14 protein-coding genes, 1 pseudogene and 2 riboswitches are annotated in these 19,636 nt (G+C 36.5%); of the genes and pseudogenes, 14 read left to right on the top strand and 1 reads right to left on the bottom strand.

Annotation, left to right across the window (positions count from 1 at the left end):
- The first annotated feature begins 35 nt into the window (after positions 1–35).
- From AC6CHR_RS24295 to AC6CHR_RS24265, 7 genes and pseudogenes are all read left to right on the top strand, one after another.
- Positions 36–2,813 carry a glycoside hydrolase family 3 protein gene (locus AC6CHR_RS24295; protein ID WP_498251746.1) on the top strand — a complete coding sequence of 926 codons (2,778 nt, stop codon included), beginning with the start codon at positions 36–38 and terminating at the stop codon, positions 2,811–2,813.
- A 511-nt stretch (positions 2,814–3,324) separates the two neighbouring features.
- The gene (locus AC6CHR_RS24290; protein ID WP_498251745.1) at positions 3,325–3,687 is read left to right on the top strand and encodes a MarR family winged helix-turn-helix transcriptional regulator; all 363 of its coding nucleotides are present in this window, start codon (positions 3,325–3,327) and stop codon (positions 3,685–3,687) included.
- Between the two features lie 105 nt (positions 3,688–3,792).
- Positions 3,793–4,644 carry an NAD(P)H-binding protein gene (locus tag AC6CHR_RS24285; RefSeq protein WP_498251744.1) on the top strand — a complete coding sequence of 284 codons (852 nt, stop codon included), beginning with the start codon at positions 3,793–3,795 and terminating at the stop codon, positions 4,642–4,644.
- 2 nt (positions 4,645–4,646) lie between these two features.
- Complete coding sequence (locus AC6CHR_RS24280) at positions 4,647–5,126, top strand: anthrone oxygenase family protein (protein ID WP_498251742.1); 480 nt, start codon at positions 4,647–4,649, stop codon at positions 5,124–5,126.
- A 50-nt stretch (positions 5,127–5,176) separates the two neighbouring features.
- Positions 5,177–5,807 (top strand): annotated as a pseudogene (locus AC6CHR_RS24275) (PfkB family carbohydrate kinase); the annotation flags it as partial.
- A 223-nt stretch (positions 5,808–6,030) separates the two neighbouring features.
- Complete coding sequence (locus AC6CHR_RS24270) at positions 6,031–6,417, top strand: CotD family spore coat protein (RefSeq protein ID WP_498251741.1); 387 nt, start codon at positions 6,031–6,033, stop codon at positions 6,415–6,417.
- Between the two features lie 498 nt (positions 6,418–6,915).
- The gene (locus tag AC6CHR_RS24265; protein ID WP_498251740.1) at positions 6,916–8,586 is read left to right on the top strand and encodes a ribonuclease J; all 1,671 of its coding nucleotides are present in this window, start codon (positions 6,916–6,918) and stop codon (positions 8,584–8,586) included.
- Between the two features lie 113 nt (positions 8,587–8,699).
- Here the strand turns inward: AC6CHR_RS24265 and AC6CHR_RS24260 are convergent, their stop codons facing one another.
- Positions 8,700–8,861, bottom strand: a complete 162-nt coding sequence (locus AC6CHR_RS24260) for a hypothetical protein (RefSeq protein WP_498251739.1) — start codon at positions 8,859–8,861, stop codon at positions 8,700–8,702.
- 417 nt (positions 8,862–9,278) lie between these two features.
- Between AC6CHR_RS24260 and AC6CHR_RS24255 the strand changes: the two genes are divergently transcribed.
- The 7 genes from AC6CHR_RS24255 (at position 9,279) to AC6CHR_RS24225 (ending at position 19,018) form a co-directional block, all read left to right on the top strand.
- Entirely contained in the window at positions 9,279–9,803 is a 525-nt protein-coding gene (locus tag AC6CHR_RS24255; RefSeq protein ID WP_498251738.1) for a sigma-70 family RNA polymerase sigma factor, read from the top strand.
- A complete protein-coding gene (locus tag AC6CHR_RS24250) occupies positions 9,796–10,806 on the top strand; it encodes an LCP family protein (RefSeq protein ID WP_498251736.1) in 1,011 nt (336 codons plus the stop codon). The genes AC6CHR_RS24255 and AC6CHR_RS24250 overlap by 8 nt, the downstream gene beginning before the upstream one ends.
- A gap of 247 nt (positions 10,807–11,053) precedes the next feature.
- On the top strand, positions 11,054–12,016 hold the full coding sequence (locus AC6CHR_RS24245) for an AAA family ATPase (protein ID WP_498251735.1): 963 nt from the start codon (positions 11,054–11,056) through the stop codon (positions 12,014–12,016).
- Positions 12,016–13,230, top strand: coding sequence for a DUF58 domain-containing protein (locus AC6CHR_RS24240; protein WP_498251734.1), 1,215 nt, complete (start codon positions 12,016–12,018; stop codon positions 13,228–13,230). The genes AC6CHR_RS24245 and AC6CHR_RS24240 overlap by 1 nt, the downstream gene beginning before the upstream one ends.
- Positions 13,227–15,443, top strand: coding sequence for a transglutaminase TgpA family protein (locus AC6CHR_RS24235; RefSeq protein WP_498251733.1), 2,217 nt, complete (start codon positions 13,227–13,229; stop codon positions 15,441–15,443). The genes AC6CHR_RS24240 and AC6CHR_RS24235 overlap by 4 nt, the downstream gene beginning before the upstream one ends.
- Before the next feature lie 25 nt (positions 15,444–15,468).
- Positions 15,469–15,570, top strand: a riboswitch (purine riboswitch).
- Positions 15,571–15,819: 249 nt separating this feature from the next.
- Positions 15,820–17,340: a glutamine-hydrolyzing GMP synthase gene (gene guaA / locus AC6CHR_RS24230; RefSeq protein ID WP_498251755.1), complete on the top strand. Its 1,521-nt coding sequence runs from the start codon at positions 15,820–15,822 to the stop codon at positions 17,338–17,340.
- A gap of 84 nt (positions 17,341–17,424) precedes the next feature.
- Positions 17,425–17,526: riboswitch (purine riboswitch) on the top strand.
- A 169-nt stretch (positions 17,527–17,695) separates the two neighbouring features.
- Positions 17,696–19,018: an NCS2 family permease gene (locus AC6CHR_RS24225; protein ID WP_498251732.1), complete on the top strand. Its 1,323-nt coding sequence runs from the start codon at positions 17,696–17,698 to the stop codon at positions 19,016–19,018.
- Positions 19,019–19,636: the final 618 nt, after the last annotated feature.

Raw genomic sequence — 19,636 nt, 5'->3', positions numbered from 1 at the left:
TTTATTAAAGCTATCACTATTTAGGAGGATATTCAATGTTAAATTATACTCTTGATTGGAACAGATACACGGCTATTGCACGTACAGCTATTGCAGAAGGTGCTGTTCTATTAAAAAATGAAAGTGAGACTCTACCTATTAAATCAGGGACTACTGTTTCGGTATTTGGACGTAATCAGTTGACCTACTATAAAAGCGGGACAGGCTCAGGTGGTATGGTAAATGTTAATAATGTAACGTCTCCACTAGATGCTTTAAAGAGTTGTGACGATATTCAGTTAAATCACGCTCTGCTTAAGACTTATGAAGAATGGGTTGAAGAAAATCCATACGATAAAGGGGAAGGTTGGGCAGGGGAACCATGGTCACAAAAGGAAATGATTTTAAGTGAAACGATTGTTGCTGATGCAGCTGCCAACTCAGACATGGCTATGATTTTTATAGGCAGAACTGCCGGTGAAGATCGTGATAACACCGCTGATCCAGGGAGTTACCTGCTTACCGATCGTGAAAAAGAGATGATTTCTAAAGTTTGTAAAGGTTTCACTAAAACGGCAGTCATCCTGAATGTTGGTAACATCATAGATATGCAGTGGGCAGTTGATGATAATCCAAGCGCCATACTCTATGGATGGCAGGGTGGAATGGAAAGTGGGAATGGTCTTTTAGATGTACTAACCGGTAAAGTGACACCTTCCGGTAAATTAACCGATACGATTTCTAAATCGATCAACGATTATCCATCAACAGTTAATTTTGGAAATGTTGACAAAGATATTTATCAGGAAGATATCTATGTTGGATACCGCTACTTTGAAACCTTTGCAAAGGATAAAGTCCTCTATCCTTTTGGTTTTGGTCTCTCGTATACGACCTTTTCAACGGAAGTCACTAAAGTGTCAGAAACAGACGGTGTGATCCATTTATCTGTCAATGTAACAAATGCAGGTGCTGTTTCCGGTAAAGAAGTGATCCAGGTTTATGTTGAAAAACCACAGGGACTACTTGGTAACCCATCCCGTAGTCTGGTTTCATTTGCTAAAACAGCAATAATTGGGGTGGGCGATAGTGAAGTACTAGAATTTTCGATCGCTGTTACGGAGTTTGCTTCCTATGATGACAGCGGCGTTACCGAAAATAAATCATGTTATGTGTTGGAGGCTGGTACATATCGAATGTATGTTGGTACAGATGTTCGAACTGCTGCCCCTTACTTTGAATATAAAGTAGATACACTCCAAAGGATAGAAGCTTTGAGCGAAAACATGGCTCCTGTCAATGCATTTACAAGAATGAAACCAGTAGCTGATGGATCTGGCTATACGTTAACCTATGAAGATGTTCCTTTGCGTTCAGTAGACATTCATGCACGCTGTTTGGCAGAATTACCTGTTAAACGTGATTACTCGGGAGATCAAGGTTATAAGCTAGCAGATGTCTATCAAGAAAACGTATCTCTGGAAGCTTTCCTTGATCAGCTGACAGATGAAGATCTTGCTTGCATGATTCGTGGTGAAGGCATGTGTTCGCCAAGAGTAACACCGGGTACTGCAGGTGCTTTTGGTGGTGTATCCGACAGCTTGAGCGCATTTGGAATACCTGCAGCTTGCTGCGCAGATGGTCCTTCTGGAATACGAATGGATTCAGGTACTAATGCATTTTCTCTGCCAAATGGTACATTACTTGCGAGTACATTTAATGTAGACATTCAAGAGGAGCTTTTTGAATTGGTTGGTTTAGAAATGCGCAAGAATCGTGTAGATACGCTTCTTGGACCAGGGATCAACATTCATCGTAATCCATTAAATGGCCGTAACTTTGAGTATTTCTCTGAAGATCCTTATGTTACAGGGAAAATGGCTGCCGCTCAGTTAAAAGGCATGCATCGTGTGGGTGTATCTGGCACACTCAAGCACTTCAGCGCAAATAACCAGGAATTCCATAGGCACGACCTTGACTCAATTGTCTCCGAAAGAGCACTTCGAGAAATTTACTTAAAAGGATTTGAAATGGCCGTTAAAGAGGCTGGTGCTTACTCGATCATGACCACTTATGGCGCAGTCAATGGATTGTGGACAGCGGGTCTTTATGATCAGAATACTCGTATTCTTCGCGATGAGTGGGGATTTAAAGGGATTGTCATGACGGACTGGTGGGCAAAAATCAATCACGAGGGTGGCCCTGCTACTAAAAACAACACAGCCACTATGACTCGTTCACAAAATGACCTTTACATGGTTGTTGGTCAATCAGATGCCAACCCATTTGATGATAATACAGTATCCTCTTTAGCTGACGGTTCATTAACGAGAGCTGAACTACTAAGAAATGCTGAGAATATCTGCCGTTTTATCATGCGTTCTCCTGTTATGGAACGTACACTTGGTTTGAATGACGGTTCGATTGATGTCATAGGTTTAGAACAAACGGCTGAACAAGCATTTGATTTTGACATTGAGTATCAACCTGTTAGTGATGGTGACAGCTTAAGTATTGAAAACATTGATACTTCTACAGGAAGTACGTATGGGTTGGCGATTTCCTTGGACCAGCCGGGTATGTATGAAGTGACCATGACAGTACGTTCATCTGCTAGTGAACTAGCTCAGATGCCTGTCACCTTATATCAGAACAATGTTCCAGGCACGACGTTCTCTTTTAATGGAACCAACGGTGAATGGGTACCACAAACTAGACAGGTATTTTTCTTCAACAAACATGCCTACTTAAAACTTTATTTTGGACTTGGCGGTGTTGAAACAAAAGATATTAAATTTGAATTAAAAGAAGCCTTCAGTATGCTGAATGTTTAATTGTAATCTATCAAAGAACTAAGAGTAGGATGGTCATACTTTTTTTGTCTCTTAGTTAGTAGGATGTAAGTACAAAACTTATATTAATCACTTATTAAAACTAAAAATAAAAAAATAATATCTTAGGTTTTTCAAAAATCCACCAATTTTTGATAAGCCTTTTTTATCTTTATCGTCTAGATAAACTCTAGTAAATTCTGCCTCTGTAACTAAGGATGAGTGTAATTTGACATTGGGATAAGAAATATGTCGCATTATGTAAAAATACAATTATTTACCAGTAACTCACATTGAATTTACAAGGGTCAATGATGCTGTATCATATCAGAAACTGAGGAGAGAATAAAATGGTTTTATCCAAAAATGGATAAAAGTCATTAGAAGGACTTGACAATATTTAGCATAACCGTTTATATTTGTATGTACAAACAAATATTAGAAATGAGGTATTACGTTGCTGGAAAATTACTTGAAAGAATGTCTTTACTTTACTGCAAGCAGGTTAACTAGGTTGGTAACAAAGATGGCTGAAGAGGAATTTGCTCCAAGTGGAATTTCTCCTACGTTTGCATACGCACTCTTGGCAATATATGAAAAAGAAGGGATTTCTCAAAAAGAATTAGGGGAGCTTCTTCATTTGCAGCCATCTACTGTGAGTCGTTTTATCGAAAAACTTATGATTAGAGGGTTAATCTATAATGAAATGGATGGTCGGATCTCACGTATTTATACTACTAAAAGGGGGAAAAATTTAGAATCTATGATTCAAGAATGTTGGATGAGTCTGCGAAAAAGATACGCTGATATTTTAGGAGAAAAAGAAAGTGATGATTTGACTCTTCACTTGTATGAAGTAAGTGAGAAATTGGAATAAGCAAATTTCTTTCACACAATATTTGTATGTACAAACAAATATTGTGTGAAAGGAAGAATATTCAAAATGGTTGCTTTCGTATAAAACAGTCTAAAGGAGGATTTTATGGAGAATACGAGCAAAGAATTTAGTGAAGATGCTAAGCCGTTTCTAATTTTAGGAGGAACAGGTAAAACAGGACGACGTGTGGTGGAACTTCTCAAAGGGAAAGGGCTACCTGTAAAAATTGGCTCTCGATCAAGTTTATTGCCTTTTGATTGGGAAGATGAAAGGACATGGCAGCCTGTTTTACAAGGTGTAAGTGCTGTGTATATTACCTATTATCCTGACTTAGCTGTGCCAAAAGCGGAGGAAGCTATTGCTACATTTTCTAAAATGGCAATTGAAAATGGAATAAATCGATTGGTGCTTTTATCAGGAAGAGGAGAAGAAGGTGCTCAGCAGAGTGAACAAGCGTTAATAGACTCAGGAGCAGAATGGACGATTTTGCGAGCCAGTTGGTTTTTTCAGAATTTCAGTGAAAGTTTTTTACTTGACCCAGTTCGTCAAGGTGTTCTAGCTCTCCCAGTTGGAGATATTTACGAACCATTCGTAGACGTGGACGATATCGCTGAAGTTGCAGTAGCTGCTTTAATAGATAAGCGGCATATTGGGCAGCTCTATGAGTTGACGGGCACGCGCTTACTTACATTTGCTGAAGCGACAGAAGAAATTGCAAGAGCAAGTCGAAGACAAGTCCAATATGTTTGCATATCAAATGAAGAGTTTACAATGGGGTTAAAGCAACAAGGATTACCCATGGATGTTAGTGATTTATTGGAAGATTTATTTACTAACGTCTTAGATGGTCGGAATTCTTATGTGACGGATGGGGTGCAACGTGCGTTAGGTAAAGAACCGAGGGATTTTTCAGATTACGCAAAAAAAACTGCTATGACAGGGGTTTGGAATAAATAAATATGTTAGATAAAATTCTCTTTTTAATAACGTTTGCTACTACCTTAGGTTCAGGATTGATGGCAGGGTTATATTTTGCATTTTCAACGTCTGTCGTAACAGCTCTTTCAAACATTTCAACAAGTCAAGGCATCACTGCTATGCAGTCCATAAATATCAGTATTCTTAACAGATGGTTTAAATCTATTTTTTTCGGAACTGCTCTAGGAAGTATCATTCTTCTTGGATCGTCTGTTCTAAGTTGGGGAGAAGAGGGTTCCATTTCTTTGATGGTTGGAAGTGTGTTCTATCTGATGGGATCCTTATTGATCACGATGATGTACAATGTGCCATTGAATAATTTTTTAGCTGAGATAGAACCAGAGAATGAAAAAAGTATTCATCAATGGGGGATATACAAATTAAAGTGGTTGGCTTCGAATCATTTGCGTACATTGATTACTTTTTTAGCTATGTTGTCATTTTTGATTAATCTTATTTGACGTAAGTGAGGCCTGGGGATCTACAAATGGATTGATTAATTTGAGGTAGAAATGTAGACATATCCATGCTTGTATAGACGAGGAAGTAACAACAACGCTAGCCTTTAATTCATTAAAGAAAAATGGTGAGCGGACTTTGTTTTCCATAGGGGAGCAGATTCCCCTGTTGACAATAAATAACATTATTAAGATAAACTAAATCAAGCTAAGCTTCCATTTTGGTTCGGGGACGGCTATGTTATCTGATCCGTTTTGTACGACTTATTTTTATCTCATTTCACATGCTAAAAATGAGGGACGGTTTATTTCCTTTGATCCTAATTCTCGAGACGATTTGTGGGAAGGGAAAGTTGATGGATTTGTCTCGTTTGCCAGAAGAGCAATTGCTTTAATTGACTTTGTGAAGATAAGTAAAAGCATTGCTGTTATTTCAATTGACTCTACAGTTGCAGGAGATGCTTTTGTGGGTGCAATATTATATAGGTTAGCAAACACTAGTGATAGTAACTTTATTTATAGTATTTTGAACAACTATCTGATATTGTACCTTTTGCAAATAGGGTTGGAACTCTAGTATGTACAAAAATAGGAGCAATTGACGCTCTACCGAGTATTCATGAGATAAAAGTGGTCAATAGGTATATTTCTACCAGTCATCTAGAGGACACTATCAAAACATAGTAAAACTGTGTTTTGATAGGTGTCCTTTTTTATTTGAAAAAAGGGGAAGGTGATGGGAATAAATTTAGTTCTTCGGCCCGTTTTGTGTTAGGTCTATTATTAACGTCTTTTCTGTCCTTTTAGGGAAATAGCATATTTTAATAGAAATAGGTATTAGCTAAATCAAATAGTGATTATTTTAATATTCTATAGTGTAAGACATAAGTTTAGAAGGAGGGATTTGATGGGACGTAAAAGTGTATACGGACATGGTAGAAATAAATATGGTGGTAGAAATGGAAATATGAATGCAGAAGAATTCAACAATGGTAATGTTGCTGGAGCTTTCGATAATGAAAATGTTGCCGGAGCTTTCGACAATGGGAATGCTGTAGATGAAAGAACGATCGTTGAACCAACACGAAATGTTGTTAATACGACAATCATTCCACATGTTATTAGACGAGTTCACCCAACTCATATTGAAAATATAAATAGACATGTATATCGTGTTGAAAATTACTATCCAGTAACAGAATCTGCTAGGAATGAAACGGTTGTTAATGAATTCAATTGTGGAAATGATTTAGAAAATCCATGTTGTAAACCCGTAAAAAGATGTCATAAATAATATAAAATAATAAGTAAATTAAGCTTTAATTAGCATCCTTCGGGGTGTTTTTTTTGTAAAGTAAGGTGCATTGAAGTTAAGAGAAAACAGGAGTATATGTGGCCGAAGATGGAGCAACACATTTTCTTAGGTCAAATCCATTGGCGATTGCAACATTCACATTGAAGACTAGAGGCACTGTTTTCCTTATTAGTTAATAGAAAGTCGACTAAGGTCTGCCTTTTTTAATCGAAAAATTATTGTAATTATTCATCTTTAGACCAATGGCTAAGAGTATAGCGTTTATTATATCTTATGATAAAACTAAAAAGTTGAAAGTAGCAATGGTGGTTACCTGTATGTAGTTCTATGGCTTATTTACTTTGTACCTAAGTCATACATTAACCGAGTAGTTCTATCAGTCACATCTTAAAATACTCAAATATTCAACCTTCTAATAATAAAGAAATACCAAAAGGGCATACTAAACCTACAATTTGAAGTGAGAGGGGTATAAATTTGGGCATAAAAGAAAATGGGGTATCGATTTTTGCTTTAGGTGGCTTGAATGAAATTGGTAAAAACATGTACGCAATAGAATATTCAAACGATATCTTGATCATCGATTGTGGGAATAAGTTCCCTGATGAAAGTTTATTAGGGATTGATCTAATTATTCCTGATATCAATTACCTAATAGATAATAAAGATAAAGTTAGCGCACTGCTAGTCACGCATGGACATGAAGACCATATTGGTGGAATTCCATACTTCTTAAAAAAATTAAATGTTCCTGTTTATGCAACACGTTTTACATTAGGGTTGATTGAATTAAAATTAAGAGAACATAAACTTTTGAGGGAAACAGAGTTAATTGAAATAGACTCCAACTCAAACTTAGAATTCGGGGAGGTAAGTGTTAACTTCTTCAAAGTGAATCACAGTATTCCTGACTGCTTAGGGATAGTTTTTCACACACCTGAGGGAAATATTGTACATACGGGAGACTTCAAGTTTGATTTAACTCCTGTGAATAATCAATATTCGGATATTCATAAAATGGCTGAAATTGGTATGCAAGGTGTTTTGCTCTTATTATCTGAAAGTACTAATGCAGAACGTCCGGGTCTTACTCCATCTGAGAGTATTGTAGGTGAACACGTTATAGAGGCATTCATGAAGGCGAAAAGAAAAGTGATTATCTCTACTTTTGCATCAAATATTAATCGTGTACAGCAAGTCGTCGATGCTACTAGAAAAACAAATCGGAAGCTTGCTTTGTTAGGGAGAAGTATGGTGAATGTTGTTGGGGTAGCAATGGAACGAGGGTATTTGGATGTACCAGATGGAATGCTAATAGATCAACAAGAAATCAATGAACTTGATCCCGAGAAGGTAGCTATTCTGTGTACAGGAAGTCAAGGAGAACAAATGGCTGCTCTTGCCCGTCTATCTACTTCAAACTTTCGAGGTGTTGAAATATACCCTGAGGATACAGTCATCCTAGCAGCAGGTCCAATACCTGGGAATGAACGAAATGTTTCGCGTATCGTAGACAACTTATTTGAACTAGGGGCAAATGTGATTTATGGATCGGGGAGTTCAACAGGAATGCATGTTTCTGGACATGGCTATCAGGAAGATTTGAAACTAATGCTTACCTTAATGAGACCTAAATATTTTATACCGATTCATGGTGAATTTAGAATGCTACACCACCACCGGCTGTTAGCTGAGTCCGTTGGAGTAGAAAAGGAAAATACGTTTATCATGAATAATGGTGATGTTGTAGACATTGTTGAGAAAATCGCACGGCAAACACGGAGTATACCGACGGGGAATACTTATGTTGATGGAATTGGTGTCGGTGATGTGGGGGACTTTGTCTTACGAGATCGTAAACAGCTTTCAGAGGATGGAATGCTTGTTATTGTCTTAACGATGAGTAAAGCAGATAGAAACTTGATTTCTGGACCCGACACTATTTCTCGTGGATTCTCTGATGGTGATTTCGATGAACTCCGAAGAGAAATTAATCGCTTGACAGTAAAAACTGTTAACGAGCTACCAACGGCAACTAAAAATCAATGGAAAGTCATCAAAAAAAATATAAAAAAATCGGTTGGGCAATATCTATTTACCCATGCTAAGAAAAGGCCGATGATTGTTCCGATAATCATTGAAATCTAAAGGATGATAAGTAAAGGCTTTACTCAACATAGCGGGTAAAGCCTTTTGTTTAGACTTTATTCTTTTAATGGAGAAAATAAAAAACGCCAAAATGGCGTTTCGTTTATTAAGTATTAGCGGTTGTTACGACCTTTTTGTTTACCGTTGTTTTGATCTTCACCGGTAATTGCATCGACAACATTGCTTACTCTTTGACCGATCTTATCCATCATCCCATTATCTTGATTGTTATTTTCATTCTGATTCTTTTCATGACGATTATTTTGATTTTCCATTTTTTTCACCTCCAGAGTATAGAATGTGTAAATTATAAAAAAGTATCCATCAAAGGTGATAGTCATTTAAAACATTTGGAAAATGTAAAATAACCTTTTGTGAAGATCCATTTGTTATATTAAGTTCTAACTAGACAAACTGTCTGGATCTTAGGCTACTTTTAGAGGAGTATCATCTCGTCCCTATTTATTCTTTTAATTGTTTACTTTTACCTCTTCTATATTGGAAATAGAAGAGCTTCGAAAACAACTAATTGTTATTCTTATAGTTAATCTGGACTATTTTATATACAGAGGATGTTTCAAACAGTCTAAGGGACTTTTGTGAAGCATCCTTTTTTTATTTTTGAAACTATTTTAGTAAGGTAGTCGTCAAATATGTGAAAATTAGAGGTGTATATAGGGGAAGGAGAAATAATGGATACATATGAAAAGAATAGAGTGCTTGAAAAAATCATGATTGACCATGGTGATGAGTTAGTTAGATTAGCCTTTCATTATGTGAAAGATAAAGAGACGGCAAAAGACATGGTTCAAAATACATTTATTAAGAGTTATGAAAACTTAGATCATTTTCGATATGAAGCGAAATTAAAAACATGGTTATATCGGATTACTATTAATCAATGCAAAGATCATTTAAAGAGCTGGCACTACAAAAAAGTTCAAACAATAAACTTTCTTCAGGAGACAACAAGATCACTTTTGCCATCCGCTGAAAACACAGTTGTCGCTAAGTTGCATAACCAAGATATAAAAGAGATGATCCTTACCCTACCTGAAAAATATCGAGAAGTGATTTTCCTTTATTATTATCATTCCTTAAAAATAGAGGAAATTACAGTTGTAACTGAACTTCAGGAAAACACCGTAAAAACCAGATTAAGACGAGCGAAACAAAAACTCAAAATAATAATGGAGGAGGCAGAGGTTTATGGGTGATAAGGAGTTAAAAAATGCAATCGTATTGGAACAAGATGAGCAATTAAAATTCACTTTAGAAGATCGTAAAAAAGTATTTGAACAGATAGGTAAAGAAGAAACGAAACATAGTAAAGGGAAATTCCAAACACTACGACCTCATATAGTACCTGTTATGAGTGTCTGTTTCCTACTTATTCTCTTTGCGGGATTCTTATTACCATCCCTATTAATGAGTGAGGAAAACCAACAAGGAAATACAAAGAATCAACTTGTTTCTAAAGCAACGAGTAAATCAATTTCCATCTTGCTTATGGGAAAAGATTTAAATAATAGAACAGATACTAATATGTTACTTAGTTATAATCCAACTAAGGGAAGTGTCAAAGTGGTATCCATTCCTCGTGACTCATATGTAACGTTAGAAGATTCAAAAGAAGAGAGATCTCGAAAAGGAAAATTAACTCAAGCATATGCAGAAGGTGGACCAGAATCTACTCTTTCATCGGTATCAAATCTGTTAAATATTACGATTGATTATTATGCAGTAGTTGATATGGCGGGGTTTATTGAAATGGTAGATGAGTTAGAGGGTGTTGAATATGAACCTCAATATCCGATGAGTGTAAAGGGGTTAGATGGTAAAATTTATCGTATCGAGGAAGGTAAACAACATGTAAATGGTCAGGAAATGCTTGCATTATTAAGCGAAAGACTTATTAATCCATTAGGAGTGGTCGGGAGAGAAAAGGAGCAAGCGAAGTTTATGAGTCTGATCATAAAAGAAACAATAAATGATCTTTCCCTTTCACAAGTAAAAGAACTTGTCCAATATATCGATACAAATTTACCGTTAGACAAAGTGTATTCATTAGCCAAGGATGCTGAGATTTATTCCGTAGATATCTTAGATGTAACAGAGGGTATGGACGGAGTGAAAATCGAAAATGTGTATTTTAACAGGTTAAACCATGAAACGTTAAAAAACATCTCACTTGAGCTAAAAGAACATTTAAATAAATAATAGGTTGGAGCATTATGAGAAAATTAAAGGTTCCTTTTCGGAGTGGTATTTACTTAAAAAATCGTCCTTATTTTCACCTTTGTTACCGACATGTAATAACATAAAAGGGATTTCTCAATTGTTCAAACTGTTGAGGAATCCCTTTTTAACTTTTTATATTATCTAATGGAAATACAAAAGGGTTTTTATAACTTCCTCAGAATACTATAATAGGAGATAAGGTAGAAACAATCTTAGGAGGAAGATCATGGCTCACATTGAATCGTTGCATCCAAAACTCAGTAGAGTTATTGAAAATATTGAAAGAGTAATAATAGGAAAGAGAGATGTTAGTGTATTAAGTCTGGTTGCCTTGTTAACAAATGGCCACGTTTTACTTGAAGATGTTCCAGGTGTCGGTAAAACAATGATGGTTCGTGCCCTTGCAAAATCTGTTGGTGCGGAATTTAAACGAATTCAATTTACTCCAGATTTACTTCCATCAGATGTAACGGGTGTCTCCATTTATAACCCGAAGGAACTTAAATTTGAATTTCGTGAGGGTCCAATTTTTGGTAACGTTATTTTAGCAGATGAAATAAATCGTACTTCCCCTAAAACACAATCTGCATTACTTGAAGGGATGGAAGAGGGAAGTATTACTGTCGATGGTACCACAAGAATACTCACCAAACCGTTCTTTGTTATGGCAACACAAAATCCAGTAGATTACGAGGGGACGTATCCCTTACCTGAAGCACAACTTGATCGCTTTTTATTTAAACTCAGAATGGGATATCCATCTAAGGCAGAAGAATTCGAAGTACTTACGCTCGCCGAAAAGGATAGACCTATTCATAAAATGACGAGTGTTATAACCAAAGAGGAATTGGTAGAAATACAGAATCAAATCCAGGAAGTGTATGTGGATGAAACAATTAAGCACTATATCATTGAAATTACTGGTCAAACAAGAAAACATCCATCGATCTATTTAGGGACAAGTCCACGTGCTTCAATTGCTCTTATGAAGGCAGCGCAGGCATATGCATTTATATCAGGCAGAGACTATATCATTCCTGATGACATTCAATTTTTAGCACAATATGTATTACCGCACCGAATTATCTTAAGGTCAGAAGCTAAATTTGAGGGGAAAACGGCTGAAGAGTTAGTAAGTGACATTATTGCGAGGATTCCTGTTCCAGTCCACAGGGTGTTAAGTCGTTAATGAAAAAGTATCTTATGAAGTTCATCGTAGGTTGGAAGTTTTTTTCCTTGTTATTACTCACACTAGCAGCGTATAGCTACGCAATGTTTCAAGGTGGTTATGTCAGCTGGTTTCTGTTCTATAGCTTTTTCCCTTTTGCAGTGTACTCAATATTATTAGTGATCTATCCTGTTCGTTCGATTCAAATTTCTCGGACGGTGAATCAGGAGCAATTCACTGCTGGCCAAAAACTTGTTAGTACAATTACAGTAAAGCGAAAGTTTCCTTTCCCCCTATTTTATCTTTTAGTAGAGGATGTACTCTCAGAAAAACTACAGGTGAGTGAAAAGGTCGAGGAACCAAAACAGCTCTTTTTTCCTTGGTTTAGACGTAGGTTTACTTTTAGTTATACTCTACAAAATATCCCACGTGGTGAACATCAATTATCCAGGATTCGTGTACGCACGGGAGATCTGTTTGGATTAATTGAAAAAGAGGTATCTTTTCGTGTGGATAACAGTATTCTAGTGTACCCTTCACACATTGATATGGTTTATCATCCAAAGCAAAGACAATTTGAACAAGGTTCTTCTGCTAGTTTAGCAAAGTACTGGCAGGACTCTACTATGGCTGTAGGTGTAAGAGAGTATCAGCCTGGGGATAAATTTGCCTGGATTGATTGGAAGGCAACAGCTAGAAGAGATTCGATCATGACAAAGGAATTTGAACAGATGCAAAGCCATGATGTCGTTCTTATTTTAGATCGCTCTCAATCAGAAGTATTTGAATTAATGGTCACTTATTCTGCCTCATTATTACGAGCCATTATGAAAAGTGGGGCCAGAGTCGGATTCGTTTCAATCGGGAGTAAGCGACAAATCTTCCCACTGCAAGCGAATGAACAACATAGTCGAAGTCTCCTTTATCATCTTGCGAAAGTTGATTGTGATAGTAAAGAACCCTTATCAACACTTCTCGGACGAGATTTATTGAAAACAGAAATGAAGCAACTTACGAACGTAGTTGTGGCGAGTCAGCTCACAATAGATTTTGTCCGGAAATTGGAATATCTAATTAAACAACAACATTTATACATGATCTACCTTGTTAAAACAACTAACGATGAACATTCAAAAGAGGAACGATTGTTAATTGATAGATTGAAAAAGCTTCATATTGATGTAAAAGTTGTTGATCGTCCTGTTAAGAAGCAAAGAGAGGTGAAAAGCTCATGAACTTGCAACCTACTCGGGAGGGGAAAGCGACTGCATTTATTTATTACTTATTTGCCTTTGTGTTGCTATGGGAATGGCTAAGACCTCTTCAAATTTTTACAGATACAGCAAACACCTTTATTTTTGTTTTCTTTATTGGGGTTAGTTTTTTACTCATTTTTTTCAAATCCCCTTGGTATGTAACGGTCCCAGTTAAAATGATGATTATCCTTTTTATGATACATGGTCTTTTTTATGAGGGTGTTTTCTTTGGATTTCTTTGGGTAGGGGATCTACTCGGGGATATTGCTTTAAATATAAATACTATTCAATATGCTAATTGGATGGGTATTACAGCTTCGTTTCGATCATTGCTGTTTTTTATTTTATTATGGTTACTTGTTTATTTGATTCATTATTGGATCCTATTTCATAAACGAATTTTTCTTTTCTTTGTGTTAACCCTCGTTTATATAACTGTACTAGATACCTTTACACCATATGATGCAACTCTTGCAATTGTAAGGACTGTATTAATTGGGTTTTTTATGTTAGGTCTGCTCTATTTCGATCGATTAAAAAGGGTAGAGAATCTAAATTTAAAGAGATTTGCATCGATTCGTTGGATTTTACCGTTGCTTGTCCTCATCACCCTTTCGATCGTACTTGCAGTTGTGGCACCAAAAGCGGCACCGCAATGGCCGGATCCAGTACCTTTTCTATCAGCAATTGGTCAAGAAGATGGTGAGGGTGGTCTGAAGAAAATTGGTTATAGTGAAAATGATGATCGGCTAGGCGGCGGTTTTATTGAGGATAATACCGAAGTCTTTTCACATATCTCAACAGACCGCCATTATTGGCGAATAGAAACAAAGGATGTTTATACTGGGAAAGGATGGGAAGTATCTGATCCCGAATCAGGTCTAGAAGCGATCACAAATATAGAAGAAGAATTAAACTGGACGGATGATCGAGTTGTCACCAAAAGCTTAGAATCCACCATTACGATTAATGAGCAATATCGGCACCTTCATGTCATGTATCCCTTGGGGGTAACGTCATTTCAAACCGACAATAACTTGAGTCTTTATCTAAATCGTAATAATGAGATGATCACTCCCTTTCAGGAAAATGAGGGCTCTAGAGAAGAATTTATGACATATAAAGTAAAATACGAATTACCGTCATATCCACTCAATGAGATGAGAAAAGCACAGCCACTTTCAGATCTTCCCGAAGTCTTTCTTGAACGATACACTCAGCTACCAGATTCTTTGCCTAGCAGGGTGAGAGATCAAGCTATACAAATAACTGCAGGTGAGGCTAATCAATTTGACAAAGCGAAAGCGATTGAAAGTTATCTAGGATCAGTTGAATTCTCTTATGATAAAGAAGATGTCGCAATACCTAATGAAGATCAAGATTATGTTGATCAATTTCTCTTTGAAACATTACAGGGATATTGTGATAACTTCTCAACTTCAATGATCGTTTTATTACGCGCTGTTGATATTCCTGCTAGATGGGTAAAAGGATATACTGAAGGTGAATTCATTGAAACGATAAATAATACGGAAAAGCAATACCAAGTGACAAATAATAACGCCCATTCATGGGTGGAGGTATATTTTGAGGGCGTTGGCTGGGTACCCTTCGAACCGACTAAAGGCTTTGTAAACCCTTATGATTTAACAAGCGACTATATTACAACAGAAGAACAAACTCAAACAGATGTTCAGGATGAAAGTGTTGAAGAAGAGGAACCAGAGCAAACTCCAGAGAAACCTGAACAAAAAGCGGAAAAAGAGGAAGACAAAGCTGCAACTGCTGCTAAAAAAAACAATGGGTCATTTTTCAACAGCCAGGGAGGTCTTCGAGTTTTCTTGATTGGCTTCTTGCTTATTCTATTAATTAGTTTTGCTGTTTATAAAATGAGAATGAAATGGATACCGATGTTAATTATTAATAAATATAAGAAACGAAATGATGATATTGTATTTTTTCAAGCATACGAGTCACTGCTAAAACAATTTGAACGTTATGGCATAAAGCGGAAAGAAAGCCAGTCTTTAAGAGAGTATGCTCATAATGTTGATCACCATTTTCAGATGGATGATATGACAGTTTTGACAAAAAACTATGAACGGGCATTGTATCGCCGTGATAATGCAACAGAGGAATGGGCTAGTTCAGCTGAATTGTGGGAAAATTTAATTAAAAGGACATCATCTTGACCAGTGGGTAAGAGATTGGTAGAATAGTAAAAATTAAATAGCCCTTCATATATACTCGATAATATGGTTCGAGAGTCTCTACCAGGTAACCGAAAATAACCTGACTATGAAGGCAGAATAGCTAGTATATCCTACTAGAATTCTGCCTTCTTCTTTATTTGAAGGGCAGGATTCTAGTTTTTTGTTTTTAGGATATAGTGCAGCATTTTCTATAGGATTAGAATTAATATCTTTTGTTCTTAGTTTGGTAACTAGTATTCCGTCTCCTTGTAAATCATAATGAAGGGTGACGTGATTATGTAATAAATGTTTAGTATAATGGAAAAAGTGCAATGAAAATTCGGATGAGGTGACGATTTTGGAAAACATTCATGAAATGGTAGTAGTTTTAGATTTCGGCAGTCAGTATAATCAACTAATTACACGACGTATTCGCGAATTTGGTGTTTATAGTGAGTTACATCCCCATACACTAACAGCGGAAGAGATAAAAAAGATGAATCCAAAGGGGATTATCCTATCAGGCGGACCAAATAGTGTCTACGGAGAAAATGCTTTTCGATGTGATGAAGCAATCTTTGATCTAGGTATCCCAGTACTTGGAATTTGTTATGGCATGCAGCTTATGACACATGTTCTTGGAGGAAAAGTTGAAGCAGCAAATCACCGTGAATATGGAAAAGCTACGATTGATATACAAGGAAAGCCAGCTTTATTTTCAGATTTGCCAGAGAAACAAATTGTCTGGATGAGTCATGGAGATCTTGTGAAGGAAATCCCAGAAGGGTTCCAGATCGATGCTACAAGTACATCTTGTCCATATGCGGCAATGAGTAATGAAGATCGTAGATACTATGGTGTTCAATTCCATCCAGAAGTACGCCACTCTGAATTCGGTAATGAATTATTGAAGAATTTCGTATTAAATGTGTGTGAGTGCGCTGGAAATTGGTCAATGGAGAACTTCATCCAAATCGAAACAGATAAATTAAAACAATTGGTCGGAGACAAAAAGGTGCTTTGTGCATTGAGTGGTGGAGTAGATTCCTCAGTAGTTGCTGTTTTAATTCATAAAGCATTAGGTGATCAACTAACATGTATCTTTGTCGATCATGGCCTTTTGCGTAAAGATGAAGCGGAAAGTGTGATGAAAACATTCACAGATGGCTTCCATATGAATGTTATTAAAGTTGATGCTAAGGATCGCTTCTTAAACAAATTAAAAGGTGTATCTGATCCAGAAAAAAAGCGGAAAATTATCGGTAATGAATTTATCTATGTTTTTGATGACGAGTCTGCAAAGTTAGAGGGTATTGATTTTCTAGCCCAAGGTACTCTTTATACAGATATTATTGAGAGTGGTACCGCGACTGCACAAACGATTAAGTCGCATCATAATGTTGGTGGTCTTCCTGAAGATATGGACTTCCAATTAATTGAACCGTTAAGTACATTATTTAAAGACGAAGTTCGTGCTTTAGGTTCAGAGTTAGGAATTCCTGATGAGATTGTATGGAGACAACCGTTCCCAGGACCAGGGCTTGGTATTCGAGTGTTAGGTGAAATATCAGAGGAGAAGCTTGAGATTGTTCGTGAATCTGATTACATTTTACGTGAAGAGATCCTAAACGCAGGTCTTGATCGTGATATATGGCAGTACTTCACTGTGTTACCTGACATTCGCAGTGTTGGTGTAATGGGAGATGCCAGAACATATGATTATACGATTGGAATTCGTGCGGTTACGTCTATTGATGGTATGACATCTGATTGGGCAAGAATCCCATGGGATGTACTTGAGGTTATTTCAACTCGAATAGTAAATGAAGTCAAACATATTAACCGTGTAGTGTATGATATTACAAGTAAACCACCTGCAACAATCGAGTGGGAGTAGAATACGAACGAAACGAACATTATATTAAATAATGTTCGTTTTTTTATTGACGAAAACAAGTCATGCTGATAAAATATAACTAGAATTAAATAAGTCGAATTACGTCGTATAATGTTGGGGATATGGCCCAAAAGTTTCTACCAAGCTACCTTAAATGGCTTGACTACGAGGTCTTAATAGATAGGTGTATATTCCTTTTTATTAATATTTTGTACGTCAAGCGCTCACACAATAATTGTGGAGCGTTTTTTAGTTTGTAGTTGCGTAGTGATTCATTGGAATCATTCATTTAATATACCTTATATACCATAGCCTCTACATTTTATATGTTAAAAATTCCTAGGAGGAAAACCAAATGAAAAAGTTTTTTCAGTTTGATGAGTTGGGAACCAATTACCGTCGTGAGATTATCGGAGGATTAACAACCTTCTTATCAATGGCCTATATACTATTCGTCAATCCAACAACTTTGTCGATGGCAAGCATTCCAGATTTACCTGCTTCAATGAGAATGGATCCGGGCGCTGTCTTTACTGCTACAGCAATTGCTGCTGCGATCGGTTCATTGTTAATGGGTCTCATAGCTAAGTATCCAATTGCTCTAGCACCGGGTATGGGGCTAAATGCATTTTTCTCTTATACAGTTGTATTAACAATGGGTGTACCTTGGCAAACGGCTTTGTCAGGAGTTTTGGTTTCAGGTCTTATCTTTATCTTACTTACTTTATCAGGTATTCGCGAAAAGATAATCAATTCTATACCTGCTGAGCTCAAATTTGCAGTAGGAGCAGGTATTGGATTATTTATCACCTTTGTTGGTTTTCAGAACGCAGGAATAATTGTTAATAACGATGCAACTCTAGTAGGTTTAGGGGATTTATCAAATCCATCCACTCTATTAGCTGTATTTGGGGTTATCATAACAGTGATTTTAATGGTTCGTGGCATTAAGGGTGGCATTTTCTACGGAATGTTAATTACGGCGATTATTGGGATGTTCTTTAAAGTCATTCCGTTTCCAGAAAGGGTTTTTGGAGCTATTCCTAGTTTAGAACCAACATTTGGACAAGCATTCATGAACTTAGACCAAATATTTACGATTCAAATGTTAGTTGTTATCCTAACTTTTCTATTCGTAGATTTCTTTGATACTGCAGGTACATTAGTGGCAGTAGCTAATCAGGCCGGATTAATGAAAGAAAATAAATTACCAAGAGCAGGAAAAGCGTTGTTTGCTGATTCTGCTGCGACAGTTGTAGGTTCAGTCTTAGGAACATCTACAACAACTTCATATATTGAGTCAACTGCTGGGGTTGCTGCTGGTGCACGTTCAGGATTTGCATCTGTCATTACAGCGTTGTTCTTCCTATTGGCGTTATTCTTTTCCCCATTGCTAGGTGTCATAACATCTGCCGTAACGGCACCTGCGCTAATTATTGTTGGTGCACTTATGGTTTCAACACTTGGAAAAATAGCATGGGATCGTTTTGAAATAGCTGTTCCAGCATTTTTAACTATTATTGCGATGCCGTTATCTTATAGTATAGCAACAGGTATTGCGATTGGATTCATTTTTTACCCTATAACGATGGTAATAAAAGGAAGAGCGAAAGAAATACATCCAATCATGTACGGATTGTTTGTTGTCTTTGTTTTATACTTTATCTTTATAGCGTAGTTCCTAACAAAATCAAAGTGATGGAAGAGGGTCTGCTCCTACCAATAAACACATTGGGAAGAGCAGGTTTTTTTTACTTTTATATAGAAGAAAGGGGGATTATCTCCAAGGATTCAAATAGAAGTTGGATTATTCCTGTATAGAGGATAGGTCAGTTACCAGATTTTTTTGAAAAGGTGATATACAAACTGCGATTCATTATGTTAATAATCGTTTTAGTCACTAAAGGAAATAAAGAATAGTTATTTAAAAATGAAACAATATAAGTGAAGAAACGACAATGTGCACCTTTGAGATCAACTAGGTAATAGATGACTATACGTTGATACTTCTATTTAAATTAGTCGTTTGAAAAGGTCCTTACCTAACTATGGTATGGAGGGTGAAAGAAAATATAACAAATATTAATCTTTTTATTGACTCTAGGTTATTTTATTGATATAGTAATAAAAGTCAGTTGCGAGGGAATACTAACTCAGATTGACTTCAAAAAACACATCGAAAAAATGTTGACATAATGTTTTGAAATGTGTTATAGTAATAAAGTCGCTTACGAGCGATGCGAAAAAATGATCTTTGAAAACTAAACAAAACCAAGCGTGCCAACGTTAATTTTGA

The organism is Metabacillus sp. GQ13, from assembly GCF_059758525.1.
Note: the sequence above shows the minus strand (reverse complement) of the source record. Positions and strands in the feature narration are given on the sequence as shown.